Origin of the sequence: Sphingomonas kyeonggiensis, from assembly GCF_030812785.1 — a bacterium.
Classification (GTDB): domain Bacteria; phylum Pseudomonadota; class Alphaproteobacteria; order Sphingomonadales; family Sphingomonadaceae; genus Sphingomonas; species Sphingomonas kyeonggiensis_B.
In genome coordinates this window covers 400,153-425,339 of the sequence record NZ_JAUSTJ010000002.1, presented here as the reverse complement: position 1 = coordinate 425,339, position 25,187 = coordinate 400,153, and the positions used below count along the sequence as shown (strand labels likewise).

At 67.9% G+C, this 25,187-nt stretch carries 27 protein-coding genes; 16 read left to right on the top strand and 11 right to left on the bottom strand.

The window, feature by feature from the left end; translation table 11 throughout:
• Positions 1-3 precede the first annotated feature (3 nt).
• The gene (locus J2W22_RS11465) at positions 4-1,512 is read right to left on the bottom strand and encodes a YifB family Mg chelatase-like AAA ATPase (protein ID WP_307118390.1); all 1,509 of its coding nucleotides are present in this window, start codon (positions 1,510-1,512) and stop codon (positions 4-6) included.
• Positions 1,513-1,680: 168 nt separating this feature from the next.
• On the opposite strand from J2W22_RS11465, the gene J2W22_RS11460 reads away from it, so the two are divergent.
• From J2W22_RS11460 to J2W22_RS11415, 10 genes are all read left to right on the top strand, one after another.
• Positions 1,681-2,004: a hypothetical protein gene (locus tag J2W22_RS11460; RefSeq protein WP_307118389.1), complete on the top strand. Its 324-nt coding sequence runs from the start codon at positions 1,681-1,683 to the stop codon at positions 2,002-2,004.
• Positions 2,005-2,091: 87 nt separating this feature from the next.
• On the top strand, positions 2,092-2,226 hold the full coding sequence (gene rpmH, locus J2W22_RS11455; RefSeq protein WP_055760664.1) for a 50S ribosomal protein L34: 135 nt from the start codon (positions 2,092-2,094) through the stop codon (positions 2,224-2,226).
• Between the two features lie 17 nt (positions 2,227-2,243).
• Positions 2,244-2,576 (top strand): ribonuclease P protein component, encoded by a 333-nt coding sequence (rnpA, locus tag J2W22_RS11450; protein WP_307118388.1) that lies wholly within the window; start codon positions 2,244-2,246, stop codon positions 2,574-2,576.
• Positions 2,577-2,717: 141 nt separating this feature from the next.
• Positions 2,718-2,930, top strand: coding sequence for a membrane protein insertion efficiency factor YidD (gene yidD, locus J2W22_RS11445; RefSeq protein WP_307118387.1), 213 nt, complete (start codon positions 2,718-2,720; stop codon positions 2,928-2,930).
• Between the two features lie 21 nt (positions 2,931-2,951).
• A complete protein-coding gene (gene yidC, locus J2W22_RS11440) occupies positions 2,952-4,676 on the top strand; it encodes a membrane protein insertase YidC (protein WP_307118386.1) in 1,725 nt (574 codons plus the stop codon).
• A 96-nt stretch (positions 4,677-4,772) separates the two neighbouring features.
• Entirely contained in the window at positions 4,773-5,414 is a 642-nt protein-coding gene (yihA, locus tag J2W22_RS11435; protein ID WP_307118385.1) for a ribosome biogenesis GTP-binding protein YihA/YsxC, read from the top strand.
• On the top strand, positions 5,411-5,752 hold the full coding sequence (locus J2W22_RS11430; RefSeq protein WP_307118384.1) for a gamma-glutamylcyclotransferase family protein: 342 nt from the start codon (positions 5,411-5,413) through the stop codon (positions 5,750-5,752). Before yihA ends, J2W22_RS11430 begins: the two co-directional genes overlap by 4 nt.
• A gap of 203 nt (positions 5,753-5,955) precedes the next feature.
• Positions 5,956-6,300 (top strand): hypothetical protein, encoded by a 345-nt coding sequence (locus J2W22_RS11425; RefSeq protein WP_307118383.1) that lies wholly within the window; start codon positions 5,956-5,958, stop codon positions 6,298-6,300.
• Positions 6,301-6,611: 311 nt separating this feature from the next.
• Positions 6,612-7,745, top strand: a complete 1,134-nt coding sequence (locus J2W22_RS11420; RefSeq protein ID WP_307118382.1) for an acyltransferase family protein — start codon at positions 6,612-6,614, stop codon at positions 7,743-7,745.
• A gap of 36 nt (positions 7,746-7,781) precedes the next feature.
• A complete protein-coding gene (locus J2W22_RS11415; RefSeq protein WP_307118381.1) occupies positions 7,782-9,374 on the top strand; it encodes a methyl-accepting chemotaxis protein in 1,593 nt (530 codons plus the stop codon).
• On the opposite strand, the gene J2W22_RS11410 is transcribed toward J2W22_RS11415, so the two are convergent.
• The 3 genes from J2W22_RS11410 to J2W22_RS11400 all read right to left on the bottom strand — a co-directional run bounded on the left by J2W22_RS11410 (position 9,371) and on the right by J2W22_RS11400 (position 13,157).
• The gene (locus J2W22_RS11410; RefSeq protein WP_307118380.1) at positions 9,371-10,654 is read right to left on the bottom strand and encodes an MFS transporter; all 1,284 of its coding nucleotides are present in this window, start codon (positions 10,652-10,654) and stop codon (positions 9,371-9,373) included. The genes J2W22_RS11415 and J2W22_RS11410 overlap by 4 nt on opposite strands.
• Positions 10,651-11,094, bottom strand: a complete 444-nt coding sequence (locus tag J2W22_RS11405) for a MarR family winged helix-turn-helix transcriptional regulator (RefSeq protein ID WP_307118379.1) — start codon at positions 11,092-11,094, stop codon at positions 10,651-10,653. The genes J2W22_RS11410 and J2W22_RS11405 overlap by 4 nt, the downstream gene beginning before the upstream one ends.
• 92 nt (positions 11,095-11,186) lie before the next feature.
• A complete protein-coding gene (locus tag J2W22_RS11400; protein WP_307118378.1) occupies positions 11,187-13,157 on the bottom strand; it encodes an alpha/beta hydrolase family protein in 1,971 nt (656 codons plus the stop codon).
• Positions 13,158-13,290: 133 nt separating this feature from the next.
• Here J2W22_RS11400 and J2W22_RS11395 point away from each other — a divergent pair, with 133 nt between their 5' ends.
• Together J2W22_RS11395 and J2W22_RS11390 are read left to right on the top strand one after the other, a co-directional pair.
• Entirely contained in the window at positions 13,291-13,953 is a 663-nt protein-coding gene (locus J2W22_RS11395; RefSeq protein WP_307118377.1) for a glutathione S-transferase family protein, read from the top strand.
• Between the two features lie 84 nt (positions 13,954-14,037).
• Positions 14,038-14,652: a glycoside hydrolase family 19 protein gene (locus tag J2W22_RS11390; RefSeq protein WP_307118376.1), complete on the top strand. Its 615-nt coding sequence runs from the start codon at positions 14,038-14,040 to the stop codon at positions 14,650-14,652.
• On the opposite strand, the gene J2W22_RS11385 is transcribed toward J2W22_RS11390, so the two are convergent.
• Genes J2W22_RS11385 through J2W22_RS11375 form a run of 3 tightly spaced genes read right to left on the bottom strand, consistent with a single transcriptional unit; the run spans position 14,649 to position 15,933 of the window.
• The gene (locus J2W22_RS11385) at positions 14,649-15,158 is read right to left on the bottom strand and encodes a hypothetical protein (protein WP_307118375.1); all 510 of its coding nucleotides are present in this window, start codon (positions 15,156-15,158) and stop codon (positions 14,649-14,651) included. The genes J2W22_RS11390 and J2W22_RS11385 overlap by 4 nt on opposite strands.
• Positions 15,155-15,604 carry a cupin domain-containing protein gene (locus J2W22_RS11380; protein WP_307118374.1) on the bottom strand — a complete coding sequence of 150 codons (450 nt, stop codon included), beginning with the start codon at positions 15,602-15,604 and terminating at the stop codon, positions 15,155-15,157. The genes J2W22_RS11385 and J2W22_RS11380 overlap by 4 nt, the downstream gene beginning before the upstream one ends.
• A gap of 8 nt (positions 15,605-15,612) precedes the next feature.
• Positions 15,613-15,933 carry a hypothetical protein gene (locus J2W22_RS11375; protein ID WP_307118373.1) on the bottom strand — a complete coding sequence of 107 codons (321 nt, stop codon included), beginning with the start codon at positions 15,931-15,933 and terminating at the stop codon, positions 15,613-15,615.
• Between the two features lie 61 nt (positions 15,934-15,994).
• Here J2W22_RS11375 and dapE point away from each other — a divergent pair, with 61 nt between their 5' ends.
• Positions 15,995-17,128, top strand: a complete 1,134-nt coding sequence (gene dapE, locus J2W22_RS11370; protein WP_307118372.1) for a succinyl-diaminopimelate desuccinylase — start codon at positions 15,995-15,997, stop codon at positions 17,126-17,128.
• A gap of 37 nt (positions 17,129-17,165) precedes the next feature.
• Here dapE and J2W22_RS11365 read toward each other — a convergent pair whose 3' ends face one another.
• The 4 genes from J2W22_RS11365 to J2W22_RS11350 all read right to left on the bottom strand — a co-directional run bounded on the left by J2W22_RS11365 (position 17,166) and on the right by J2W22_RS11350 (position 21,501).
• A complete protein-coding gene (locus J2W22_RS11365; RefSeq protein WP_307118371.1) occupies positions 17,166-18,842 on the bottom strand; it encodes a putative bifunctional diguanylate cyclase/phosphodiesterase in 1,677 nt (558 codons plus the stop codon).
• Positions 18,843-18,923: 81 nt separating this feature from the next.
• The gene (locus J2W22_RS11360) at positions 18,924-19,493 is read right to left on the bottom strand and encodes a Smr/MutS family protein (protein ID WP_307118370.1); all 570 of its coding nucleotides are present in this window, start codon (positions 19,491-19,493) and stop codon (positions 18,924-18,926) included.
• Complete coding sequence (mltA, locus tag J2W22_RS11355; RefSeq protein WP_307118369.1) at positions 19,490-20,815, bottom strand: murein transglycosylase A; 1,326 nt, start codon at positions 20,813-20,815, stop codon at positions 19,490-19,492. Before mltA ends, J2W22_RS11360 begins: the two co-directional genes overlap by 4 nt.
• An 11-nt stretch (positions 20,816-20,826) precedes the next feature.
• The gene (locus J2W22_RS11350) at positions 20,827-21,501 is read right to left on the bottom strand and encodes a Tim44/TimA family putative adaptor protein (protein ID WP_373422970.1); all 675 of its coding nucleotides are present in this window, start codon (positions 21,499-21,501) and stop codon (positions 20,827-20,829) included.
• Between the two features lie 130 nt (positions 21,502-21,631).
• Between J2W22_RS11350 and secB the strand changes: the two genes are divergently transcribed.
• The 3 genes from secB (at position 21,632) to trpS (ending at position 25,102) form a co-directional block, all read left to right on the top strand.
• Positions 21,632-22,144: a protein-export chaperone SecB gene (gene secB / locus J2W22_RS11345; protein WP_307118367.1), complete on the top strand. Its 513-nt coding sequence runs from the start codon at positions 21,632-21,634 to the stop codon at positions 22,142-22,144.
• Positions 22,145-22,297: 153 nt separating this feature from the next.
• Entirely contained in the window at positions 22,298-23,866 is a 1,569-nt protein-coding gene (gene murJ / locus J2W22_RS11340) for a murein biosynthesis integral membrane protein MurJ (RefSeq protein ID WP_307118366.1), read from the top strand.
• A 246-nt stretch (positions 23,867-24,112) separates the two neighbouring features.
• A complete protein-coding gene (gene trpS, locus J2W22_RS11335; protein ID WP_307118365.1) occupies positions 24,113-25,102 on the top strand; it encodes a tryptophan--tRNA ligase in 990 nt (329 codons plus the stop codon).
• The last annotated feature ends 85 nt before the right edge of the window (positions 25,103-25,187 follow it).

The following is a 25,187-nucleotide window of genomic DNA, read 5'->3' as shown; positions in this document are numbered from 1 at the left end:
CGCTCATCCCCGCGGCGCCTGGCGCCGATAGCTCAATGCCTCGGCGACATGGATCCGCCCCACCCCCTCGGCGCCCGCCAGGTCGGCGATCGTCCGCGCCACGCGCAGCACCCTTGTGTAGCCGCGCGCGGAGAGCCGCATCGCCTCGGCCGCCTGGGCCAGCAGCTTGCGTCCGGCCTCGTCGGGCGTGGCATGGCCGGTGAGCGCCTCACCATCGGCCTCGGCATTGGTCCGCGCCGGCACGTCCCGATAGCGCGCCGACTGCACGGAGCGCGCCTCGGCCACCCGCGCGGCGACTTCGGCCGACCCCTCCACCGGCCGGTCGAGCACCAGGTCGGCCGCTGTCACCGGCTGGACCTCGACATGCAGGTCGATCCGGTCGAGCAGCGGGCCCGAGACCTTGGCCTGGTAATCCGCCGCGCAGCGCGGCGCGCGGGCACAGGCGAGCGCCGGGTCGCCCAGATGGCCGCAGCGGCAGGGATTCATCGCCGCGACCAGCTGCACCCGCGCCGGGAAGGTGACGTGCGCATTCGCCCGCGCCACGCTGACCACGCCCGCCTCGATCGGCTGGCGCAGCGAATCGAGCACCGCGCGCTGGAACTCGGGCAGTTCGTCGAGGAACAGCACGCCAAGATGCGCCAGGCTCACCTCGCCCGGCTTCACCCGAAGCCCGCCGCCGGTAAGCGCCGCCATCGAGGCGCTGTGATGCGGCGAACGGAAAGGCCGTGCGCGGGTAAGCCGCCCGCCCTGCAGCGTCCCCGCCACCGAGGCGACCATCGACACTTCCAGCGCCTCGCCCGCATCGAGCGGCGGCAATATGCCCGGCAGGCACGAGGCGAGCAGCGACTTGCCCGCCCCTGGCGGCCCGCACATCAACAGGTTGTGCCCGCCCGCCGCGGCGATCTCGAGCGCGCGCCGCGCCGTCTCCTGCCCCTTCACCTGGGCGAGGTCGGGCCCCGGCACCACTGTGTCGACCACGCCCGCAGCCGGCGCCGGCAACAGCTGGTTGCCCTTGAAATGGTTGAGCAAAGCGATGAGGTCGGGCGCCGCCACCACCTCGACCTGCCCCGCCCAGCTCGCCTCGGGCCCCTGCGCGGCGGGGCAGACCAGCCCCTTGCCCGTCTCGGCGGCATGGAGCGCGGCGAGCAGCACGCCCGGACTCGGTGCGATCCGCCCGTCCAGCGCCAGTTCGCCGACCACGACATAGCCCGACAGCGTCTCGGCATCGACCACGCCCATCGCGCCCAGCAGCGCCAGCGCCACCGCCAGGTCGAAATGCGATCCTTCCTTGGGCAGGTCGGCGGGCGAGAGGTTGAGGATGATATGCTTGGGCGGCAGCGCCAGCCCGATCGCGGCCATCGCGGCGCGCACCCGCTCGCGGCTCTCCGCCACCGCCTTGTCGGGCAGGCCGACCACCACGAACTTGGGCAGGCCGGCGACGAGGTTGCACTGGACCTCCACCGCCCGCGCTTCCAATCCCAGATAGGCAACCGTCGAAACGCTCGCGACCAAGCCCCGCCCCTCCCCCGGAAACCCCGACGATAGCGCCCGATTTCCCCGATGCGGCGAGGGATGCGACCGGAACGGATGCATCCCGCGGCACGACGAAACCGCCCGCGTGCACGACCAGTCGCGCACACGTGTCTTGCACAACCAACACACACTACCCAACTGAGAGTCATGGCACGCAAGCGCAGCCCGCTGGTCCGCACGATCCTGGTAATCACCGGGTTTGTCGTGATCGCCCTGTCGCCGCTGGTCGGCATCATCCCCGGCCCCGGCGGCATACTGGTGTTCGCCGCGGGCCTGGTGCTGGTCCTCCAGAACGCCAATTGGGCGCAGCGCGCATTCTGCCGGATGAAGCGGCGCTGGCCGCGATTCGGCCACTATGCCGACATGGCGCTCCGCCGCCGCAGCGCCCGGCGCCGCCGCCAGCGCGAAAAGGACGCGGAAATCGCCCGCGCAGAGGCCGAACTGCTCGGTTTGGGAAACGGAACGCGTTGACTCGTCCGGATCGTCCCACTATGGGCACCCGACACGCGGCCGCCCCTGTGGTGGCCATTTTACGTTCTAGATACTCGAGGATGAGCGATGAAGCGGACTTTTCAGCCGAGCAACCTGGTGCGTGCGCGCCGGCACGGCTTCCGCAGCCGCATGGCGACCCCGGGCGGCCGCAATGTGATTCGCGCCCGCCGTGCCCGCGGCCGCAAGAAGCTGTCGGCGTAATCACCGACCGTGACGCCGTGAGCCTCGCCCGGCTCACGCAGCGCAAGGATTATCTCGCGGCGAACGCAGGCAAGCGGGCTCCCATGCCCGGCTTCGTCCTGATCGTGCGTGCGCGTGACGATGCCGATCCGTTGATGCGGGTCGGCATTACCGTATCCAAGAAAGTCGGCAACGCAGTGGTCCGCAACCGGATGAAGCGCCGGTTCCGCGCGCTCGTCCGCGAGGTGCTGCCCGTGGCCGGCCTGCCCGGCGCCGATCATGTGCTGGTCGGCCGCGCCGGCGGCGTCGAGCGCCCGTTCGACGATCTCAAGGCCGAACTGGCCAAGGCGCTGGGGAAGGTGAAGCGGTGATCGCTCCGACCCCAACCGTCACCCCCGCGAAAGCGGGGGCCCATCTCCTGCAGATGTCATGCGCATCACGGCGGTGGGACGGTTGGATGGTCCGGGAGATGGGTCCCCGCTTCCGCGGCGATGAAGGACGGGAGTGTGGCGATGCTCGCTAAGCTCCTCATCCTGCTCGCCCGGGCCTGGCAGATCGGCCCTTCGGCGGTGCTCCCGCCCAGCTGCCGCTACCAGCCCAGCTGTTCGGCCTATGCAATCGAGGCGCTTCGCCGCTATGGGGCTGTCAAAGGCAGCTGGCTCGCCGTCCGGCGGATCGCCCGCTGCCACCCATGGGGCGGGCACGGCTACGACCCAGTGCCATAAGTTTTTCCGGGGAATCGGTACGTGAAGGAAGACCAGAAGAATTTCCTGCTGTTCGCGGTCATCGCGGGGCTGTTGCTGTTCGCATGGCCCGTGGTCACCAACTGGTTCTTCCCGCAGCAGAAGCAGACCGCCTCCACCGAGATGGTCAACGGCAAGCAGGTCGCCAAGCCGACCCCCGGCACCGCCGGCCCCAATGCCGATTCGCCCGCCGTGCTGCGCGATCGCGCCATCGTGCTGGCCGAGACGCCGCGCGTCGCGATCGACACGCCGTCGCTCAAGGGCTCGATCAACCTCAAGGGCGCGCGGATCGACGATCTTGTCCTGGTCGAATATGCCGAGACGGTCGCCAAGAAGTCGCCGCCGATCCGCCTGCTCAGCCCCAGCGGCACGCAGAGCGCCTATTTCGCCCAGTTCGGCTGGCAGGGCGCCGGCGTCCAGGCGCCGGACCAGAACACGGTGTGGCAGGCGAGCGGCACGAAGCTGACCCCCACCACCCCGGTCACGCTGACCACCAGGACCGCCACGGGCCAGGTGTTCCGCATCGAGCTGTCGGTCGACAAGGACTATATGTTCACCGTCCGCCAGACGGTCGCCAATGTCGGCCAGGCACCGGTCACCATCACCCCCTATGCCCTGGTCTCGCGCTCGGAGCGCTCGAAGGACGTCGACCAGTGGGCCGCGCATGTCGGCCCGATCGCGGTCGCGCAGGGCGCCGCCAAGTACATCAACTGGGGCGACATCGAGAGCGCCCCGACGCAGCTCAGCACCACCGGCGGCTGGATCGGCTATAGCGACCATTACTGGCTGACCGCGCTCGTCCCCGATCAGCGCGTGCCCGTCTCGCTCCAGCAGCGCGGCACCGCCAAGCAGACCTATCAGGCCGACTACAGTCTGACCGACGCGCTCAGCATCGCGCCGGGCAAGAAGGTCACCTATTCCAGCCGCTTCTTCGCCGGCGCGAAGGAAGTGAAGCTGCTCGAGGGCTATCAGAAGGACCTCGGCATCGTGCAGTTCGATCGCGCGATCGACTGGGGCTGGTTCGGCATGATCGAGCAGCCGATCTTCTACTATCTCGACTGGCTGTTCCGCCTGGTCGGCAATTTCGGCGTGGCGATCATCCTGCTGACGATCACCATCCGCGGCCTGCTCTTCCCGATCGCCCACAAGCAGTTCGAGTCGATGGCGCGCATGCGCGTCATCCAGCCGAAGATGAAGGCGCTGCAGGAACGCTACAAGGACGACAAGCAGCGCCAGCAGCAGGAGATCATGAAGCTCTACAAGGAAGAGAAGGTGAACCCGCTCGCGGGCTGCCTCCCGATCCTGCTGCAGATTCCGATCATGTTCGCGCTCTACAAGGTGCTGCTGCTCACGATCGAAATGCGCCACCAGCCCTTCGTGCTGTGGATTCGCGACCTTTCCGCGCCCGATCCCGCGACGATCATCAACCTGTTCGGCTATCTCCACTTCACCCCGCCGGGCTTCCTGGCGATCGGCGTGGTGCCGGTGCTGCTCGGCGTCTCGATGTACTTCCAGATGAAGTTCAACCCGGCGCCGATGGACGAGATCCAGAAGCAGGTCTTCGCGATCATGCCGTGGATGCTGATGTTCCTGATGGCGCCGTTCGCCGTCGGCCTGCAGGTCTACTGGATCACCTCGAACGTGATCACCGTGCTGCAGCAGCAGTGGCTCTATTCGCGCCACCCGGTGCTGAAGCAGCCGATGAAGAAGGAAGCCAAGGCGAAGTGAGCCATTTTCTGTCCGTCATCCCGGCGAAAGCCGGGATCTCGTGCCGCGGGCGCGCGCTCCTGATGGAGATCCCGGCTTTCGCCGGGATGACGGCTCATGTCTGATCCCTTCGACGCCGAGCAGCTGGAAGCCGCGCGGAAGATCTTCGCCGGCCCGGTCGCCTTCCTGAAATCGGCCCCCAAGCTCGAGCACCTCCCCAGCCCGGTGGTGCCCGAGGTGGCGTTCGCCGGCCGGTCGAACGTGGGCAAGTCGTCGCTGCTCAACGCGCTCGCCAACCGCAACGGCCTGGCGCGCACCTCGAACACCCCGGGGCGCACGCAGGAGCTCAACTTCTTCGACGTCGGCGATCCGCTCAAGTTCCGCCTGGTCGACATGCCCGGCTACGGCTTCGCCAAGGCGCCCAAGGACATGCTGCGCCAGTGGCGCTACCTGGTGAACGACTTCCTGCGCGGGCGTGACGTGCTCAAGCGTGCCCTGGTGCTGATCGACAGCCGCCACGGCATCAAGGAAGTCGACAACGAGATCCTCGACATGCTCGACACGGCGGCGGTGAGCTACCGCATCGTCCTGACCAAGACCGACAAGATCAAGGCGAGCGAGCTGGCCGAGGTCCTCGAGCGCACCCAGGCGGCGGCCCGCAAGCGCCCTGCCGCGCACCCGGACATCATCTCCACCTCGTCCGAAAAGGGCATGGGCATCCCCGAGCTGCGCGCCGCGGTGCTCGAGGCGATCGGGTGAGCCAGGCCGAGGCCCTGCTCTTCTCCTACGGCACGCTCCAGCTGGAGAATGTGCAGCTGACCCAGTTCGGCCGTCTGCTCGAAGGCCGCGACGACACGCTCCACGGCTATCGGCAGATCGAGATCACGATCCGCGATCCGGACGTGCTCGAAGCCAGCGGCATCGAGGTGCACCTCGCCCTGGTCCCCGACGCCGACGCCCCGCCCATCCCCGGCAAGGTCTTCCGCCTGACCGCCGAGGAGCTGGCTGCGGCGGACGTGTACGAGAGCGAGAATTACATGCGCGTCGAGGCGCCGCTGGCCAGCGGCACCAGCGCCTGGGTCTATGTGAAGGCCTGACAACAACACACCGTCACCCCGGCCTTGTGCCGGGGTCCACTATGCCTCCAGCACTGTCAGATGAGCCTCCAGCCCAGCACTCGCCTGATTGAGTCCCCAACCTAAGCGATCCGGCACGATCTTCATCTGCCACGGCGATTTTAGCTGATAGGCTGCCCAGTAATGGCAGCCGCTGTCCCGGCGCGCCGATCGGGAGAGATGCGATGGAAGCCCCACCGGCCAACCCGGCCACGGAACAGCAGATCAAGTGGATGCTGCAGCAGGCCGCCGAGCGTGTCGCGGAGCTGAAGCAGCAGATCACGATCATCCAGCAGCAGTCGCTGAAGGCGATGCAGGAGACGATCCAGGCAGTCTTCCGCGCACAGTCAGGCATGCCGGTGCCGGGCGTGCCCGGCGCGATTCCGGAACCGCAGGTTCCTGTTCCGCCGATGAGCCCCGTGCAACAGCAGCAGATCGACGACGCGATCGCGGCGGCGATGCAGCAGGCGATGGACCAGACGCAGCAGGCGATCGACGCGCTGCTCGGTGACGAAGCCCTGGCCGGGTAGCAGCCCCTGCCCGCATCGCCACCGCTTGCAATGTAGGATTTGGTCTGATTGGCTCGAGCGGCCGGGGGAAGCCTCGCGCCGCTCTTTCCTATTGTTGGAAAAATAGGATCACGATCGCGCAAGCATGTTGCGCGACGACCAATGGTCGGCCGTCGATGGCATGAACTTAGTGAACTTCCACCGCCGAAAACCCGCTCTTGGCGTGTACTTCGTGTTCTTTGGCCGAGTCGCCGCGCCGTCGATGTAGGAAGCGCCTTTTGACCTCTACCGCCAACCGCGCCACACTCCCCTTCAACCGGAGGGGATCGCCAATGACCGAAGCGCCCAGCGCACCCGCCCGCCTTGCCGGGCTCGACCTGTTCCGCGGGCTGACCGTCGCCTTCATGGTCATCGTCAACACGCCCGGCAGTTGGTCGCATGTCTGGTGGCCGCTCGATCATGCCGAGTGGCACGGCTTCACCCCGACCGACCTCGTCTTCCCCGCCTTTCTCTGCGCGATGGGCGTGGCGCTGGGCCTGTCCTTTCCCCGCAGGATCGACGCAAGGCTCTGGAATCGCGTGCTTCGCCGTACGCTATTGCTAATCATTATCGGATGGACATGGCAGATGCTCGCCCGCCCCGGCCTGGCGGACTTCCGCGTGTTCGGCGTGCTGCCCCGCCTCGGCCTCTGCTACGGCCTCGCCGCCGCGCTGGCGATCCTCACCGCACGCAGGGACGCCGATGGCCGCGCCCATCTCAGTGCCCCCGCGCTCGGCATTGCCAGCGCCGCCCTGCTGATCGGCTATTGGGCGCTGCTCAGCTTCGTCGCCACGCCGGGCCATGCCGCAGGCGATCTGAGCCCCGAGGGCAATCTCGCCGGCTATATCGACCGGATCACGGTCACCACCCATCACATGTACCGCATGGGCACCGATGCGGCGGGCAATGTGGTCTATGATCCCGAAGGGCTGCTCTCCACCCTCCCCGCCCTCGTAAACGTCCTGCTCGGCGCTCTCGCCGCTTTGTGGTGGAAGGCCGCGCCGGATCGCGCGACGATGCGCATCCTGCTCGCCGGGATCGCGCTTGCCGCGCTGGGCTATGCCTTCTCCTTCGCCTGCCCGCTCAACAAGAAGCTGTGGACCAGCAGCTTCGCGCTCTGGACCTCGGGCCTTTCGGCGATCCTGTTCACCGGCTGCATCGTCGCATCGCGCAGCGCCGCGGTGCGCAAGGCGCTATGGCCGCTCGACGTGCTGGGGATGAACGCGATCCTCGGCTATCTGCTCTCGCTGCTGCTCTCGCTCGCCGCGATGCGCACCGGCTTCCAGGCCTGGGCGTGGGAAGCGCTTTCCGCGCTGCTCCCCGGCAATCTCCTCCTCGCCTCGTTCCTGTTCGCGCTGGCGGTGCTGCTGCTGGTGATCGCCCTGCTCATCCCGCTCCACCGTCGTGGAATCCATATGCGACTGTAAACGGGCTGGTAACCATGTGCGGCTAGAGCGGGCCGGATGGGAGAGGCGAGACTTGAGGCCCTGAAAGGGGCGTTCTGGGGCAAATGGGCGGCGCTGCCGACCAGCCTGATGCGCGCCCATGGCATCGCCATCCAGCGCGCCTACCCCGTGTCTTTCGTCGCCAGCATCTTCGTCAGTCTCCTGCTGATCCTGACGATCCACGGCAATGGCTATCTGCCCTGGCAGATCTCTACCTTTTCGCTCCACCTCGCGGTCAGCACTGCGGTGCTCGTCCGCTGGCGCAACGGTCGCGCCCGCGATTGGCAGGTCACCGACACCGGTGCCGCCCTGCGCGCCACGGTGATCGAGGCCGCCGCCGTCTCGCTCGGCTGGTTCCTGTTCCTGTCGACCCTCGGCCTCGGCGCCACCGACCAGCAGCTGATCGTCACGACGACCACCATCGCCGGCGTCGCCGCGATCGGCGCGCTGCGCTACGCCCCGCTCCCGCCCGCCAGCCTCGCCTATCTCGGCATCGCGGTGGTGATCTGCGCGCTGTACGCCATCTTCGCCAACATCCCGGCCGGCGTGTTCGTCTTCCTCGCCGTCTTCGTCGCCCTGCTCGCCCGCACCGTGATCGGCCAGGCCGCGCTGGTCAGCGAGCAGTTCGCCCAGGGCGAGGCGCTCGCCCGCGCCGCCAGCGAGCGCGATCTGCTGCGCGCCGCCGCCCAGCGCGAGGAGCTGCAACAGGCCGCCTCCGCCGCCGAGGCTCGCCACCGCGCCCAGATCGAGGGCGAGCGCGATCGCCGCGCCGAGATCGCCCGCATCGCCGACCGGTTCGAGCGCCAGTTCGTCTCCGCGATCAGCGAGCTCGCTGCCGCCGCCGAACAGACCCGCGTTTCGGCCGAGGGGCTCAAGACCTCCACCCTCGCCACCCATGACGAGATCCGCGGCATGGCCGGCCGGGCGGTGCGCGCCGATACCGGCGCCACCACGCTGCTCGAGGAATCGGCCAATCTCGGCCTGTCGCTCGTCGCGGTCGAGGCGAGCCTCGGCGCCCAGGCCGAGACCACCGCGCATCTCCACGACCTCTCCCGCTCGGCCGATGCCCGCTTCGCCACGCTGGTCGAGCACAGCGCCAGCGTCGGCAGCATCGCCGACATGATCGCCGAGATCGCCGCACGGACCAACCTGCTCGCGCTTAACGCCAGCATCGAGGCGGCACGTGCCGGCGAGGCAGGCCGCGGCTTCGCAATCGTCGCGCAGGAAGTGAAGAGCCTCGCCGCCCAGACCGCCCATGCCACCGACGACATCCGCGCCCAGCTCAGCCGGATGAGCGGCGCGGTGCAGGCGACCACCTCGATCGTCGGCGAGATGCGCGGCAGCTTCGACCGGATCGGCGAAGTGGGCGGCGCGGTCGGCGATGCGATGACGCGCCAGGGCGACGTGATCCGCTCGATCCAGAGCTATGCCGGCACCGCCGCCTCGCTCACCGCCGATCTCCAGGCTGGCGCCGCCAGTGCCGAGAGCGCCACCGATGCCGCGGCGCGCACCACCGCCGAGATGGACGCCGCCACCGACGAGCTGGTCGGCCAGGCCCGCCGCCTGCTCGGCGAGATGCAGAGCTTCCTGGGAACGCTGCGCGCGGCCTAAGCCAGCGCCATCCGCGTGCCCGGCTTCTCCGCCCGCGCCGCCAGGATCGCCACCGCCGCGACCAGTCCGAAGGCGCCCGCCACCAGGAAGGCCGGGGTATAGGTCCCCGTCCAGGCCCGCACCGCACCGGCGCCGAACGCCGCGGTCGCCGCCCCGATCTGGTGCCCCACCATCACCCAGCCGAACACGATCGGCGCGTCGCGCTCGCCGAAATGGACGTTGGCCAGCTTCACCGTCGGCGGCACGGTCGCGATCCAGTCGAGCCCGTAGAAGATCGCGAAGATCAGCAGGCTGGAGGCGCTGAAGTCGAGGAACGGCAGCGCCAGCAGCGAGAGCCCGCGCAGCCCGTAATAGACGAACAGCAGTTTCCGGGGATCATAGCGGTCGGTCAGCCAGCCCGATGCAGTGGTGCCGATCAGGTCGAACAGCCCCATCAGGCTGAGCAACCCCGCCGCCTGCACCGGCGCGATGCCATGGTCGCCGCAGAAGGCGATCAGGTGGGTGCCGACCAGCCCGTTGGTGGTCAGCCCGCAGACGAAGAAGGTGCCGAACAGCAGCCAGAAGGTCATGCTCTTCGAGGCGCGGAACAGCGCGGTGAAGGCCAGCGCCGGGGTCGACGCCTGTTTCATCGGCGGCGGCGGCGCGCTCTCCGCGGTCTCGCCGAAGCGGCGCACGCCAAGGTCTTGTGGGTGCTCCGGCACGAAGAACAGCACTAGCGGGATCACGCAGGCACTTGCGATCGACACGGCGAGCGCCACCGGCCGCCACGCCCCGCCCTCGGCCAGCCAGGCGAGCAGAGGCAGCAACACCAGCGCACCGGTCGCGGTGCTGGCGGTCAGCATGCCCATCACCAGGCCCTGGCGCGTCGCGAACCAGCGATTGACCACCGCCGCGCCCAGCACCGACGCCACGGCGCCGCTGCCCACGCCCGAGAACACGCCCCAGCTCAGCACATATTGCCAGGGCTCGGACATCCACAGGCTGGCGAAGGTCGCCAGCGACATCAGCACCAGCCCGCCCAGCATCGTCCGCTTGATCCCCACGCTGAGCATCAGTGCAGCAGCGAACGGCCCGACCAGCCCGTAGAGGAAGATGCCGATCGCGGCGGCGGCGGAGATGGTCGCCCGGTCCCAGCCGAAATGCTGCTCGAGCGGCAGCATCATCACGCCGGGCGCCGAGCGCAGCCCCGCCGACACCAGCAGTGCCACAAAGGTGATCGCCGCGACGATGCCGGCATAGCCCCGCGCGCCGACCGGCAGGCGGGAGAGCAAAGCGATCATGCCCCGCCTCCGGCGCGCTCGACGCTTTCGGTGAGCGACTTGAGCCCGGCCTTCATCACCGACCAGAGCGCCGAGCCAGCCTCCTCCTCCACCCGCCGCTGGATCGCCGCCCAGTCGGGCTCGGCGGCATGGAGCGCCGCCCGGCCCGCCTCGGACAGGGTCGCGCACTTGCTGCGCCCGGCACCGGGCTTCACCACCACCCAGCCCCGCTTCTCGATCGGTGCCAGCGCGCGGTAGAGCGAGCTGCGGTCCATCTCCAGCTGTTCGGCCAGCCGGCTGAGCGCCAGCGGCTCGTCCCGCGCGACATGGCGCAGGATCGCGAATTGCGCCGTGGTCATGCCATGACCGGCCAGCGCCTCGTCATAGACGCGGCCGACGGTGCGCGCGGCCTTGCGCAGCATGGTGCAGGCGCAGACGGCAGGAAGCGACTCTTGATGCATGCACATCATGTATATGCATCAAGACCACCGATCAACGATGCATATGCATCATGCGTACACATCATGCATATACATCAAGCGCGAATCCCGGCTCAGGCCGGGTTGTACTTCGCCAGGAAGTCCTCGAGCGCCTTGAGGAACTCTAGCCGATCTGCCTCGCGGGTGAAATGGTGATCACCCTCGGGCTGCTCGATATAGGTCGCGTTCCTGCCCGCCTCCTTCAGCCGCTTGGCCATCAGCCGCGATTGCGAGACGGGGACGGTGCGGTCCTTCTTGCCATGGACGATCAGGATCGGCGTCGAGAATTGCTCGGGGAAGTTGAGCGGCGACACCCCCTTCAGGTCCCCCACCTGCTGGCGCAGCCAGTCCTGCCGCGCGCCAGCGCCGAGGAAGTTGCCGTTGAAGCGCAGCATCCGGTTGAGGTCGGACACCCCGGCATAGGAGACCGCGCAGCGATAGCGCGATCCGTCCCGCTGCGCCGCCCGCATCGCCGCATAGCCGCCATAGGAGGCGCCGACCATGCACACCCGCTTGGGATCGATCAGCCCCTGGGCGGCGAGCGCGGTCACCGCGTCGTCCAGGTCGTCCTGCATCGCCAGGCCCCATTGCCCGATCCCCTTGCGGGAGAACTTGGTGCCATAGCCCGAGGAGCCGCGATAATTGGGCTGGATCACCACATAGCCGCGGTCCGCGAGGAACTGCGCCCACCAGTCCCATTCCTCGGTGTCGCGCGCGAAGGGGCCGCCATGCGGCATCACGATCAGCGGGGCGTTGTGCGGATCGCCATTGGGCAGGGTCAGCACCGCCGGGATCTCCAGCCCGTCGCGCGCCTTGTAGCGGATCGTGCGCACCCGGTGGACCAGCTTCATCCCGATCGTGCGGTTGACGCTGCCGATCGCATCGACCGTGCCGTCGGCGGCATGGAACAGGAAATAGCCGCCCGGCCCCGAGGCCGCGCCGGCGCGGAAGATCACCGTGCCATGATCCCGGCTCATCGAGACGATTTCCGGTTGCCCGCCCTTGATCATGCCGTCGAGCCGCTTCTGCAGCTCCAGCATCGCCGGGTCGGTCCACACCATGCCCGGCTTGTCGCGGGTCACGTCGATGCCGAGATAGCCGGTATCGCTGGCATCGCTCCACAGGCCGCCAATGTCATAGCCCTTGGACGCGAACAGCTGCTTGCCGCGCTCCAGCTTGGTCAGGTCATATTCGTACAGCGCCGAATAGCCGTCCGCATCGTCGCCGATGATCAGCGCCTTGGTAGGGTCGCCCAGGAACATCGCCGGCATCTCCAGCGAATCGTCGATCGACGTCGCCCGATCGATCACCTTGAAACTGTCGCCGCGCTGCTGGCGGTAATAGAGCCGCCGCTTGCGCCCGTCGTCGGACAGGGCATAGCCCATGCGGACCGTGCCGCTGCCGTCGGCATACCAGTTCCAGACGCCGGACTGGCCGGCCTGGACCCGCTTCGCCCGGCCGGTGGTGACATCGATCTCGTCGACCCGCGGCCAGAAATCGACATTGTCGCCATAGATCGAGTTCTGCGAGCCCAGCAGGACCCGCGGCGATCCGTCGCGCGCCACCCATATCAGGTCGGACGCATTCTGGCCGGCGGTCTCCTTGTTGAGCTTCACCAGCTTCTTGCCGTCGGTCTTCACGCCGAATGCGCGGGTGAGGTACCATTCCTCGTCCTGAACCGGCACGGTCTGGCCGATACCGATGACCAGCCAGTCGTCATTCACCCAGCGCCACCAGTTCAGATCGGTGTCGCCTAGCGCCACGATCGCCGGATCGCCGCCGGCTACCGGATAGATGCCGAAATACTGGACGCCGTCCACCGCGATGCGCGCAGCGATCTTGTCCCCGGAGGGCGAAAGCGAAGGCGCCTCGATCGCGGGCAGCTCGGCGAAGACCGAGGTGTCGTAGCGTGTCGGCCGCGCAGCCGGCGCGGCGGCCGGTGCCGAGGATACAGTCGGGGCCGTCTGCGCGTGAACAGCCGCCGGAAAACCGATACCAAGGGCCACTACGGCCAATGCCGTCGACCCGAACCACTTGCCTCGCATGGATTCCCCCAAATCTTGCAGTCGGGATTCTTCGTGCGATTTCGTTACGTTGGCAAGACAAGATGCCACCGTTTCCACTTCGGCACACCACGCGCGATTGCCCCTTGCGCAACCGCTCGCTATCCCGGCTGCCATGAAGCTCTACATCGGCAACAAGGCCTATTCCTCCTGGTCGCTGCGCGGCTGGCTCGCCTGCAAGCAATCCGGCCTGCCCTTCGAGGAAGTGGTGGTGCCGCTGTATGACCAGGACTGGGAAAAGCGCCGCGAGGGCGACGAGTTCGCGCCGTCCTCGGGCAAGGTGCCGATCCTGTGGGACGGCGACGCCGTGGTATGGGACAGCCTGGCGATCGTCGAATATCTCAACGACAAGACCGGCAACACGAAGTTCTGGCCGGAAGACCCGGCGGCACGCGCCATGGCCCGCTCGATGGCGGCGGAGATGCACTCCAGCTTCGCGGCCCTGCGCCGCAAGCACAGCATGAACGTGCGCCAGGTCTATCCGCCCAAGACGCCCGATGCCGACGTGATCCAGGATATCGGCCGGATCATGGAGCTCTGGGCCCAGGCCCGTGCCCGCTTCGGTGGCGATGGCCAGTTCCTGTTCGGCGCGTTCGGCGCAGCGGACATCATGTTCGCGCCGGTGGTGACGCGCCTCGTCACCTATTCGCTGCCCGTCGCCCGCTTCGCGCCTGCCTATATGAATGCAGTGCTCCAGCACCCCTTCATGCAGGACTGGATCGCCGCGGCGCAGGAAGAGGATTGGGTGATCCAGCAATTCGAAGCCGATACGGTCTGATATACTTGCGCGGCTCTGCAGCTGCGTCCAGATTCCACCAGGCAACAATCCACCGGATCGGGCGGATCAGTCGGGGGATCATCCATGTTCGACGTGAAGAAGCTGCAGCAGCGGCTGGGCGTGACGGCAGACGGTGCGCTGGGGCGCGGCACGCTTGCGGCCTTGTTCGTCAAGGCAGGTGCATCGGCGACGATCGCGCCGGAACTCGGCCTCGCCGCGAACGTCCATTTCCGCAGCTATGGCATCGTGGAGAATGGCCTGCGCCTCGCCCATTTCATGGCGCAATGCGCGCATGAGAGCGGCGGCTTCCGCTATAATCGCGAGATCTGGGGCCCCACCGCTGCGCAGAAAAAGTACGAGATGAACGCGGCGCTGGGTAATGATCAGCCAGGCGACGGCCTGCGCTATCTCGGCCGCGGCCCCGGCCAGCTCACCGGCCGCGCCAATTACCGCCTCTATGGCCGCAAGCTCGGCATCGATCTGGAGACCAATCCCGAACTGCTCGAGATCTGGTCACTCGGTCTGCTCGCCTTCTGCGCCTATTGGGACAATTGCAGCCTCAACAGCTGGGCGGACCAGGACAATCTCAGGGCCGTCTCCAACGGCATCAACCGCGGCAGCCCTACATCGACCAAGGACCCCAATGGCTGGGCCGACCGCCAGGACCGGTACGCCAAGATGAAGGCGCTGATCCTTTAAGGCCAGCTTCGCGCAGGAACCCAGCAATTCTCGAGCGCGGCGGACAGCGCATCGGCCCATTTGGCCAGATCGGTACCCACATTGCTGGAAATGTGGATTGGCCCCGTGTCCTGTTGCTGCAGCGAACTGGAGGCGACCTCCAGGTCATAGCTTGTGCCGTCCATCACAATATACCCGCCCTGCATCGATCGCGTCACGAGCGGGAGCCTTGGGCTTGGCATCGTCAACCTCTCGACCTCGAGGAGCACGTTCATCGCACCTGGGCATTTCGCGCCATCGGTCCAGCGCCGACTTATCCGGCCGCGATCCTCGTAATTGGCCACGAACTGGATACGGTCGGCCGTCACTTCCTGCACCGGCTCGGTCACGGGCCGGATGCCAATCCGTACTGCCATGCGCTTCGAAACGAGCGCTTCGGCGATCCTGAGCGTCAGGATGGGAGCATCGATCTTCGGTTCGGTATCGTCCGAAACCATGGCGGCGAGCAGCAATGCGAAGGCGATCATGTAAACGGGCTCCCATCCTTTCGCCGAAACCCCTGCCCGGCAGGCAAATGCATGTCGATGTCAGGATAATGGCAGTCGGTCACCGACGGCTTTCCCACCGCGATATAGACGCAAGGCGCATCGCCGCGGTTCTGCAGCACATGCCCGTTGCCGTCATTCTTGGGAAATGCCGCAACATCGCCCGGCCGCATCACCGTTTCGCCGCCATCATCGACCAGCACCGCCTCGCCGGCGAGCATCACGACGAACTCGTCCTCCCCCTCGTGCCAGTGCCGCTGGGCGGACCAGGCACCCGGCTCGAGCGTGACATGGCTGCAGCCGAAGTCGGTGATCCCGCTCGCGGGCGCCAGCCGGCGATACCAGCGCCCCTGCACCGGCCCGGCAAATTCGGGCGGATATCCCGTCGCATTGGTCTGCGGGATGGCATCGAGATCGAGCTTGGGCATGTCGGCACCTATTGGGGCAGGTCGCGGCACGCCGCCGCAAGACTGAGCATCGCGTCATTGTCGAGACTGTCGCTGCGCTGAAGCTCGACGCGCGATGGCTGCGCGGTGCCGAACCGGGTCTTCAGCGCTGCCGCCAGCTTCTCCAGCATGGCATGTCGCGCCTCGCCGACGCGCTGGTCCTCCGCGGTACGGTATCGGCCACGGGCGAGCGTCTCGGAGTCCGCAAGCATCTCGACCTTGATGCCGGTCAGCCGGCAAAGGCCTCGCGTGGGCGTTGGCGCCGCTTCCTGGCCAGGCATCAGAAGCGCTACGAACAGCAGCAGCGTCATGCGCCGATCCACCAGGCTGGGATTGTATCCTCGTCGCGCTTGGGCAATGCCACCTCCACCAATGCCGGAGACCATCTTGCCCGACGTCATCGAACTCACCAAGGCCCTGATCGCCGCCGAAAGCGTCACCCCCGCGCGTGGCAGCGTGTTCGACGTGCTGGAGGCGGCGCTGCTCCCGCTCGGCTTCAGAGTCGAGCGCTTCATCGAGGGCGAGGCGCCCGAGGGGCCGGTGGAGAACCTGCTGGCGGTGCGGGGCACCAGCGGGCGCCACTTTGCCTTTGCCGGCCATCTCGACGTGGTGCCGCCGGGTCAGGGCTGGACCAGCGACGCCTTCCAGCCCGAAGTGCGCGGCGACCTGCTCTATGGGCGCGGCGCGGTCGACATGAAGGGCGCGATCGCCGCCTTCGCCGCCGCGGCGGCGCGGGTCGAGAGCGGCGTGACCACGCTGATCATCACCGGCGACGAGGAAGGCCCCGCCACCTATGGCACCCCCCGGCTCATCGAGCGGATGGCGGAGCGCGGACTGCTGCCGGACCTTTGCCTGGTCGGCGAGCCCACCTCGCAGCACCGGCTCGGCGACATGATCAAGATCGGCCGCCGCGGCTCGACGGTGATCGACATCACCGTGCCGGGCCGGCAAGGCCATGTCGCCTATCCTCACCTTGCCGACAACCCGGTCCCGCGCCTCGTCCGCGCGCTCGCCGAGATCGACGCGATCGTGCTGGACGAGGGCAATGCCTGGTTCCAGCCCTCGAACATCGAGATCATCGATCTGACCGTGGGCAATCCCGCCACCAACGTCATTCCCGGCGAGGCCAGGGCGCGGATCAGCATCCGCTTCAACGACCAGCAATATGGCCCCGACCTGATCGCCCGGATCGAGGAGATCGTGCAGCGCCACGCGCCGCTGGGGATCGTGAAGGGCCGCGTCTATGGCGAGGCCTTCCTCACCGAGCCCGGAGAGCTCTCCACGCTGATCTCCGGCGCCATCCGCGACCGGCTGGGCGTCGAGACGGAGCTGTCGACCACCGGCGGCACCTCGGATGCGCGCTTCCTCTCGAAGCTCTGCCCGGTGGTGGAGTTCGGCCTGCTCAACGCGACGATGCACAAGCTAGACGAGGCGGTGGCCCTGGCCGACCTGGAAGCGCTGACGGATGTCTATGCGGAAATCCTGAAGCGGGCTTTCGCCGCCTAATCGTCATCCCGGCGAAGGCGGGGATGACGGGGAGTTGTTACCCCGCGATCCGCTGCGGTTCCACGCCCCGTGCCCATTCGAGGAAGGCCTCCTCCTCCATCGGCGTCGCCACGGCATAGCCCTGAAGGATGTCGCAGCCGATGACGCGCAGCACCGTGGCCTGGGCCTCGCTCTCGATGCCCTCGGCCACCGCCTCGCAATTCAGGCCGTGGATCAGCCCGATCAGCGCCTGGGCGATGGTCCGCGCATCGGCGCTGTCGGCGACATGCTCGATCAGGCTGCGATCGAGCTTGATCCGGTCGATCGGCAGCTTGCGCAGCCGCGCGATGTTCGAATAGCCGGTGCCGAAATCGTCTATGGCGATGGTCGCACCGTCGTGGCGCAGCAGCGCGATCGCCTCGAGCACTTCGCTCGAGCAATGCATCGCCAGCGTCTCGGTGATCTCCAACTCGAGCAGGCTCGCCGGCGCATTGGCCGCCAGCATCGCCTCGCGCAGCTTGCGGAAGAAGCTGGCATGGTCGAGCTGGCGCGGGCTGATGTTGACCGCGAGCCGCTGCTGGATGCCGAGCCGCCCCCAGCGCGAGATCGTCTCGGCGACGCTCTCGACCACCCATTCGCCGATCTCGACGATCAGGCCGGTCTCCTCGGCGCGCTGGATGAAGGTGCCCGGCATCTTGAGCCCGTCCGGATGGCGCCAGCGCAGCAGCGCCTCGGCAGCGACGATGCGGCCGTCGGCGGCGGAGACCTGGGGCTGGTAGACCAGGGTGAACTGGTCCTTGTCCACCGCCTCGCGCAGGTCGCTCTCCAGCCGCGCCCGGTCTGCGATCTCGGCGGCGAGGATCTCGGTGAAATGCTCGGCACGGCCGCGGCCCATCGCCTTGGCATGGTACATGGCGGCGTCGGCGGCACGCATCAGGTCGTGCAGCGTGGTGCCGTGCTCGGGGCGCAGCGCGATGCCGATCGAGGCGCCGATCGACACTTCCTGGTCGGCCAGGTCGAACGGCTCGGACAGGGCATAAAGGATACCGCGGCCGATCCGCTCGGCGTCGCGCACGTTGCGCAGCGTCGGGAAGAACATGGTGAACTCGTCGCCGGCAAGGCGCCCGATCAGCGGCGGCCGGGCATCGGCCTCGGCGGCGAAACGGTCGGCGACAGCACGCAGCCGGTTGGCCACCATGGCGAGCAGCGCATCGCCCGTGGCATGGCCCAGCGTGTCGTTGACATGCTTGAAGCGGTCGAGATCGATGAAATAGAGCACCGCGATATTGCCCGGCGGCAGGTCGGCGAGCATCCGCTCGGCGGTGCGGCGGAAATTGGTGCGGTTGGGCAGCGAGGTCACCGGATCGAACATCGCGAGCCGCTGGACGCTCTCCAGATTGGCGTGGAGCTGGCGGAACAGCCCGTCCATCGCCCGCGCCAGCGTCGGCACCGATTCATGCACCTGGGGCGGGATGCCGCTCTGCAGATCGCCATTGGCGGCACCCTGGAGGCGCTCGATCGCGGCGTCGATGGCTTCGGCGGTAGAGGCGATGCTGCGCTCGGCCGAGGCCCAGCACATCACGCCGCAGACGATCGCGGCGATCAACGCCCGTCCGGCGCTCTCGACGCTGATCATGCCCGGTGTGGAGGCGGCAGCCAAGGCGAGGATGAACGCCACGGCACCGGCGCACATCGCAAAGGCTATCGCACGGCTCTTGAGCGAGAATCCTTCCACTATGCTCCGCCCGTCCCCCAGAATCCCTCGCCGGCCGGAAAAACCGGCGGCGACCCGGGGACGATCATTCGCAGAGAGAGGTTAAGATTTCTCTCGGGGCCGACGCAGGACTATATAGAGGGCTCCGGTCCCGCCGTGGCGGGAATGCGCGGTTCTTACGGCAGCGATACGATCCGAGAAGCGCGATGCGGCGAGCCAGTCGCCCACCGCCGCGCGGATCGCGCCGCGGGCATGCGGGCGCTCGGATTCCGGCCGCGGCGGCTTGCCGGTGACGAGCAGCAGCACCCGGTCGCCGCGCGCCAGCGCCGCCTCCAGCCCGAAATCGAGCCGGTCATAGGCCGAGGAAAGCGTGTGTCCGTGCAGGTCGACGGTCGATTCGGGCGAGACCAGCCCGCGCCCCAGCCGCCGGTCCCAGGAGGCGTCGAGCGTGTTGACCGCCTGCCCGCGCGCGGGCCTGGCCGGCGCAGGTGCGGCAATCCGCGGCGGCGGCACCCGCCCCTTCACCTTGGGCGCCCCCGGCACCGGAACAGGCGCAGGCGTCGCGGATTTCTCGATCGCCTCGACCGACTTGACCGGACGCGCCTCGAGCGGCGTCACGCTGGCGATCACGCGTTTCCACAGCGCCGCTTCCTCGGGCGCGAGGCGCCTCACCGCTGGCGGCTGGGCGTCGGCACCGTGGCGATCGGCGCGCCGCCCAGCCGGCTGAGCGTGCCCACCGGCAGCAGCAGCCAGGCGGTGCCGCGCGCATTCATCCCGCCCGCGATCGCCCGCGCGTCATCGCCCGCACCCCAGAAGGTATCGACCCGGTTGCTGCCCTTGATCGCCCCGCCGGTATCCTGCGCGATCCACAGCCCGTTCGCCTCGGCCCGGTCCATCGAGAGGAACACCGGCGCGCCCAGCGGAATGAACCTGGGATCGACCGCGGCACTCACCTGCCCGGTCACCGGCAGCCCGAGCGAGCCGTTCGGCCCCGCCCCCTTCAGCTCCTGGAAGAACACATAGCTCTTGTTCTCCCACATGATGTCGCGCCCCTCCTCGGGATGCGTGCGGAGATATTCCATGATGCCCTGCATCGAGGCCTTGCCCGGCTGGAGCAGCCCGCGCTCGCGCATCAGCGCGCCGATGCCGACATATTCGCGGCCATTCTGCCCGGCGAAACCGATGCGCATCACTTCGCCGTTCGGCCCGCGCAGCCGTCCCGATCCCTGGATCTGCAGGAAGAACAGCTCGATCGGATCCGCCGCCCAGGCGATCTCCAGCCCGCGCCCGTCGAGCGCGCCCTGGTCGATGTCCTTGCGGTCGTAATAGGGAAGGAAGGTCTTGCCCGCGACCCGGCCGCGAATCTTCTTGCCCTTCATGTCCGCCGAGAACTGGCCGAGATCGACTTCGATGATGTCGTCCGGCTTGGCATAGACCGGCACTTCATAGCCCGAGCGGCGATGCCGCGATCCGGCGATCTCAGGCTCGTAATAGCCGGTCGCCTGCGCCTTGCCGTCGGCGACCTGCACCGTCTCGAACCAGCGCGCGAAGAAGGCCCGCGCATCGCGCTCGGGCCAGGTCTTCGCGGCGTCGCACGAAGCCTGCCAGTCGCGCCCCTGGGTCAGCCCGCTCGCATCGGTGCGGCGCACCAGCGAGGGGCAGCTCAGCCGATAGGCGACCAGCGCGCGCGCCGCGCCGTCGTCGCTCAGCGGCAGCGAATCGAACGAAGGCCCGGCGAGCAGCCCGGCCGAGGAAGCGGTGAGCGTGCCGGCAGGCGCGGCCGGTGCCGGAAGCGCGGCCAGCGGCGTCGCCGGGATCGGCTGGCGCACGGCGGGATTGCCATGCGGCTCGGAGATCCGCGGGTTCTCGCGCGGCGTCTCGCGCGGCACATTGCGCGGCGGCGGATTATACCCCGGCTCGACCGAATGCGGCACCACGCCGCCCGAACAGGCGCTCAGCAGCGCCGCGAGCGCGACTCCCCCCCAGATTCGCATAATGGCCCTCTTCAGGCTTCGTCGGTCTCGACGAGCTTCCAGTTGGGATCGTCGCTGCGCAGGTTCCGCGCGAAGGTCCAGATGTCGTGGGTCTCGACTGCGTCGCTCAGCGAACCGGCGACCACATTGCCCTCGGCATCACGGGTCACCGCGGCGATATCGGCATCGAAGCGCACGGTGATGCGGGCGGTCTTGCCCTCCACCACGGCGTCCGAGATCAGCGCGCGCTCGATCGCGACCAGCCGGTTGTCCAGCACATGGCCGGCGGCCTTGCGGTCGGCGATCGCCTGGGCGAAGCCGGCGCGGACATCGTCCTCCACCAGCCAGGCCAGCGTCTCTTCGTCGCCCTTCCAGAAGGCCTCGAGGATCATCTTGTACGCGCTCTTGGCGCCATCGACGAACTGGGCGACGTCGAAGCTGGAATCGGCGGCGATCACGGCCTTCAGGCCCGATTCCGCACCGTTGCCGATCACCCGGGCGCTGGCTTCGCGCACGTCGGGGGTCTGGTCGATGGTGCGGGCCGCAGGCGGCACCGCCACGCGCTCCTCGCTCGGCTTGGGCAATGCCTGCTCATGGCCGGTGCGCTTGCCGAGCACGGCATAGAGTCGGAGTGCCAAAAAGCCGGCCACCATTGCGAACAGGATTATCGTGTACACTACGCCTCCAAACGCTTCGCCGGTTAACATAGGCCCAAGCGGCGCCGGTTTCAAATCCGGCCAAAACCGGGGGCAATTGAAACCGTTGCGCCCGCCTGCTAGGCGCGCAGCCGATCCAACGCTTCAATAGCGCGAAACTTTCCGAAAAGAGGATTTTGTAATGGCCGAGAACGACACGATCGCCGGATTCGGCGAGCCCGCAGCCAACGGTGAGGACACCACCCCGGCCGCCGGCCTGCTGTCGCAATATGTGAAGGACTTCTCGTTCGAGAATCCGAACGCCCCGGCCATCTTCCAGAGCCAGACCGCGCCTGCGATCGACGTGCAGTTCAACATCGGCTCGGGCAAGGTCGCCGACGAGGTGTTCGAAGTCGTGCTCAAGATCGAAGTGCGCGCCACCGCCGAGAGCCAGACCGCGTTCATCGTCGACCTGTCGTACGCCGGCCTGTTCGGCATCCGCAACGTGCCCGAGGGCGAGGCGCTCGACGGCTTCCTGCTCGGCGAGGCCCCGCGCCTGCTCTTCCCGTTCGCCCGCCGCGTGCTGGCCGACGCGGTGCGCGACGGCGGCTTCCCGCCGCTGATGCTCGAGCCGATCGATTTCGGCGGCATCTATCTCCAGCAGCGCGCGGCCAACGAGTCGGGCCTGACCGGCGAAGTGGCAGGCGAAGCCTGATCCGATAGTCGGGAGACTGGGCCTCGTGACCCCTGATCGTCACCCCCGCGAAAGCGGGGGCCCATCTCCCGTACTATCCACCGGCACTGCCGCGGTTGCTCGCGGCCTCTCTCCGAGCTGGGTCCCCGCTTTCGCGGGGATGACGGAAGCGGCATGAAGCTCGCCCGCAGCCTCGGCTCGGTCGGCGGGCTCACCCTCGCCAGCCGCATCCTCGCGCTGGTCCGCGATTCGCTCCAGGCGCGCTATGTCGGCGCGAATTTCGCCTCGGACGCGTTCCTCGTCGCCTTCCGTCTGCCCAACATGTTTCGCGCCTTCTTCGCGGAAGGGGCCTTCTCCTCGGCGTTCATCCCGATGTTCAACCGCAAGCTCGCCGAGCATGACGGCGAGCGCGGGCCGGCCTTCGACTTCGCCGAGCGCACCCTGGCGGTGCTGTTCACCTTCCTGGCGGTGATGACGGTGGTGATGCTCGCCGCCGCATGGCCGCTCACCGCCTTGCTCTCGGGCGGCTTCCACAAACAGGCGCCGACGCACGAGCAATTCGCCTTCGCGGTCGAGCTGAGCCGGATCACCATCCCCTATCTGATGCTGATCTGCCTGGCCTCCCTGCTCGGCGGCCTGCTCAATTCGCTCGACAAATTCTGGGTCAATGCCGCCGCGCCGATCCTGCTCAACGTCGCGATGGTGACCGCCCTGTTCGTCTTCCACGGCACGCCCGAGGAGACGGCGCGCGCCCAGGCGATCTCGATCCCGATCGGCGGCCTGATCCAGCTGCTCTGGCTGTGGTTCGCCTGCCGCGCCGCCGGCGTGTCGCTGCGCCCCCGCCTGCCCCGGCTCGATCCCGAGGTGAAAAGGCTGATGAAGCTGATCCTCCCCGCCGCGCTCGGCGCCGGGGCGGTCCAGCTCAACCTCGTCATCTCCACCGCGCTCTCCGGCTATCTGCTCGGCGAGGGCTCGATCTCGTTCATCTACTACGCGGACCGGCTCAACCAGTTGCCGCTCGGCATGATCGGCATCGGCCTCGGCACCATCCTGCTCCCCACCGTCTCGCGCCTGCTCGGTGCCGGCAAGGAGGCGGAGGCGATGGAGACGCAGAATCGCGGCATGGAGCTGGCGCTGTTCCTCACCCTGCCCGCGATGGTCGCGCTGATCGTCGCCGCCGAGCCGATCGTCCGCGGGCTGTTCCAGTACGGCCACTTCACCGCCGACGACACAGTGAAGTGCGCCTGGGCGCTGGCCGGCTTCTCGATCGGCCTGCCCAGCTATGTGCTGGTCAAGGTGCTCACCCCCGGCTTCTACGCACGGCAGGACACGAAGACCCCGGTGCGTTTCGCCACCATCTCGGTTGCGGTGAACATCGTCGCCAATCTCGCGCTGATCCCGCTGATCGGCCATATCGGCCCGCCGCTGGCGACCGCGCTGTCGTCCACCGTCAATGTCTGGATGCTCTATGCCGAGTTGCGGAAGCGCGGCCATTTCATCGCCGACGCCCAGCTCAAGCGCCGCCTCCCCCGCCTCGCGCTCGCCGCGCTGCTGATGGGCGCCGCGATCTTCGGCTTCGACCGGCTGCTCGATCCGTGGCTGAGCGGACAGCTCTGGCAGCGTTACGCGGCACTGGTGGTGCTGGTCGGCGCCGGCGTGGCGATCTATGCCGTCGCCTGTTTCGTGACGCGGGCTTTCCGGGTTTCGGACCTCAAGGCATTGGTGCGACGCAGGCGCGTCTGACCCCTAATCGCCCTCCACCCCAAGCCGTCATCCCGACGAAAGTCGGGATCTCGTGCGGCTCCTTCCCTGCGCCTTCGCCTGAGATCCCGGCTTTCGCCGGGATGACGGAATAGGTCTTACCCTCGCGATACCCTTCGACTAGGACGCCCCCGTCCCTGACATCATCGTGCGGCTGCGTCCCCGCCGTCTCGGACCCGCGGCCCGTCCAAAGGCCGAACGGTCAGCCCGGGCGTGGAAGGAATGAACATGCGTGTCGTCTCCGGCATCCAGACCACCGGCAATCTCCACCTCGGCAACTATCTCGGGGCGATCAAGCAGTGGGTGGCGATGCAGGACCAGGGGGAGTGCCTCTTCTTCCTCGCCGATCTCCATGCGCTGACGGGCAATATCTCGCCGCAGGAGCTCGCCAATTCGACGATCGAGATGGCCGCGACGCTGATGGCGTCGGGCGTCGACGATCGCGCCATCCTGTTCAACCAGGCGCGCGTTCCCGCGCATGCCGAGCTGTGCTGGATCCTCAACGGCACCGCGCGCATGGGCTGGCTGAACCGCATGACCCAGTGGAAGGACAAGGCGGGCAAGAATCGTGAAGGAGCGTCCGTCGGCCTGTTCACCTATCCGGTGCTCCAGGCGGCGGACGTCCTCGTCTACAAGGCGACGCACGTCCCGGTGGGTGAGGACCAGAAGCAGCATCTCGAGCTGGCCCGCGACATCGCCACCAAGTTCAACACCGACTATGAGGTCGATCTCTTCCCGCTGCCCGAGCCGTTCATCTCCAAGGCCGCACCGCGGATCATGTCGCTGCGCGACGGCAGCGCCAAGATGTCCAAGTCCGATCCCTCGGACCTGTCGCGCATCAACCTGTCCGACGATGACGATACGATCGCGCAGAAGTTCAGGAAGGCGAAGACCGATCCCGAGCCGCTGCCCGATTCGTTCGACGCGCTCGCCGAGCGGCCCGAGGCGAAGAACCTGGTGACGATCTTCGCCGCGCTGTCGGACCGCGATCCCCAGTCGGTGATCGCCGAGTTCGCCGGCCAGGGCTTCGGGTCGTTCAAGCCGGCCCTGGCCGACCTCGCCATCGCGACGCTCTCGCCGGTGCGCGCGCGGCTCAACCAGCTGCTGGGCGACCGCGAGGCCGTCGGCGCGCAGCTCGCCAAGGGTGCGGCGCGCGCAAGCGAACTCGCCGCACCGACGCTGCTCGCCGCGCAGAAGGCGGTCGGGTTGCAGGTTTAATCCCCACCCTTACTGCTTCGTCATCCCCGCGAAGGCGGGGATGACGATAGAAAAGCGCATGCAAAGGCACTTCCCTCCCCGGAAT

Coding starts and splice junctions, on each gene's coding strand:
- J2W22_RS11460 (WP_307118389.1), top strand. CDS start 1,681: ATGGCACGCAAGCGCAGCCCGCTGGTCCGCACGATCCTGGTAATCACC.
- rpmH (WP_055760664.1), top strand. CDS start 2,092: ATGAAGCGGACTTTTCAGCCGAGCAACCTGGTGCGTGCGCGCCGGCAC.
- yidD (WP_307118387.1), top strand. CDS start 2,718: ATGCTCGCTAAGCTCCTCATCCTGCTCGCCCGGGCCTGGCAGATCGGC.
- yihA (WP_307118385.1), top strand. CDS start 4,773: ATGTCTGATCCCTTCGACGCCGAGCAGCTGGAAGCCGCGCGGAAGATC.
- J2W22_RS11425 (WP_307118383.1), top strand. CDS start 5,956: ATGGAAGCCCCACCGGCCAACCCGGCCACGGAACAGCAGATCAAGTGG.
- J2W22_RS11420 (WP_307118382.1), top strand. CDS start 6,612: ATGACCGAAGCGCCCAGCGCACCCGCCCGCCTTGCCGGGCTCGACCTG.
- J2W22_RS11415 (WP_307118381.1), top strand. CDS start 7,782: ATGGGAGAGGCGAGACTTGAGGCCCTGAAAGGGGCGTTCTGGGGCAAA.
- J2W22_RS11410 (WP_307118380.1), bottom strand. CDS start 10,654: ATGATCGCTTTGCTCTCCCGCCTGCCGGTCGGCGCGCGGGGCTATGCC.
- J2W22_RS11405 (WP_307118379.1), bottom strand. CDS start 11,094: ATGCATCAAGAGTCGCTTCCTGCCGTCTGCGCCTGCACCATGCTGCGC.
- J2W22_RS11400 (WP_307118378.1), bottom strand. CDS start 13,157: ATGCGAGGCAAGTGGTTCGGGTCGACGGCATTGGCCGTAGTGGCCCTT.
- J2W22_RS11395 (WP_307118377.1), top strand. CDS start 13,291: ATGAAGCTCTACATCGGCAACAAGGCCTATTCCTCCTGGTCGCTGCGC.
- J2W22_RS11390 (WP_307118376.1), top strand. CDS start 14,038: ATGTTCGACGTGAAGAAGCTGCAGCAGCGGCTGGGCGTGACGGCAGAC.
- J2W22_RS11385 (WP_307118375.1), bottom strand. CDS start 15,158: ATGATCGCCTTCGCATTGCTGCTCGCCGCCATGGTTTCGGACGATACC.
- J2W22_RS11380 (WP_307118374.1), bottom strand. CDS start 15,604: ATGCCCAAGCTCGATCTCGATGCCATCCCGCAGACCAATGCGACGGGA.
- J2W22_RS11375 (WP_307118373.1), bottom strand. CDS start 15,933: ATGACGCTGCTGCTGTTCGTAGCGCTTCTGATGCCTGGCCAGGAAGCG.
- dapE (WP_307118372.1), top strand. CDS start 15,995: ATGCCGGAGACCATCTTGCCCGACGTCATCGAACTCACCAAGGCCCTG.
- mltA (WP_307118369.1), bottom strand. CDS start 20,815: ATGCGAATCTGGGGGGGAGTCGCGCTCGCGGCGCTGCTGAGCGCCTGT.
- J2W22_RS11350 (WP_373422970.1), bottom strand. CDS start 21,501: ATGTTAACCGGCGAAGCGTTTGGAGGCGTAGTGTACACGATAATCCTG.
- secB (WP_307118367.1), top strand. CDS start 21,632: ATGGCCGAGAACGACACGATCGCCGGATTCGGCGAGCCCGCAGCCAAC.
- murJ (WP_307118366.1), top strand. CDS start 22,298: ATGAAGCTCGCCCGCAGCCTCGGCTCGGTCGGCGGGCTCACCCTCGCC.
- trpS (WP_307118365.1), top strand. CDS start 24,113: ATGCGTGTCGTCTCCGGCATCCAGACCACCGGCAATCTCCACCTCGGC.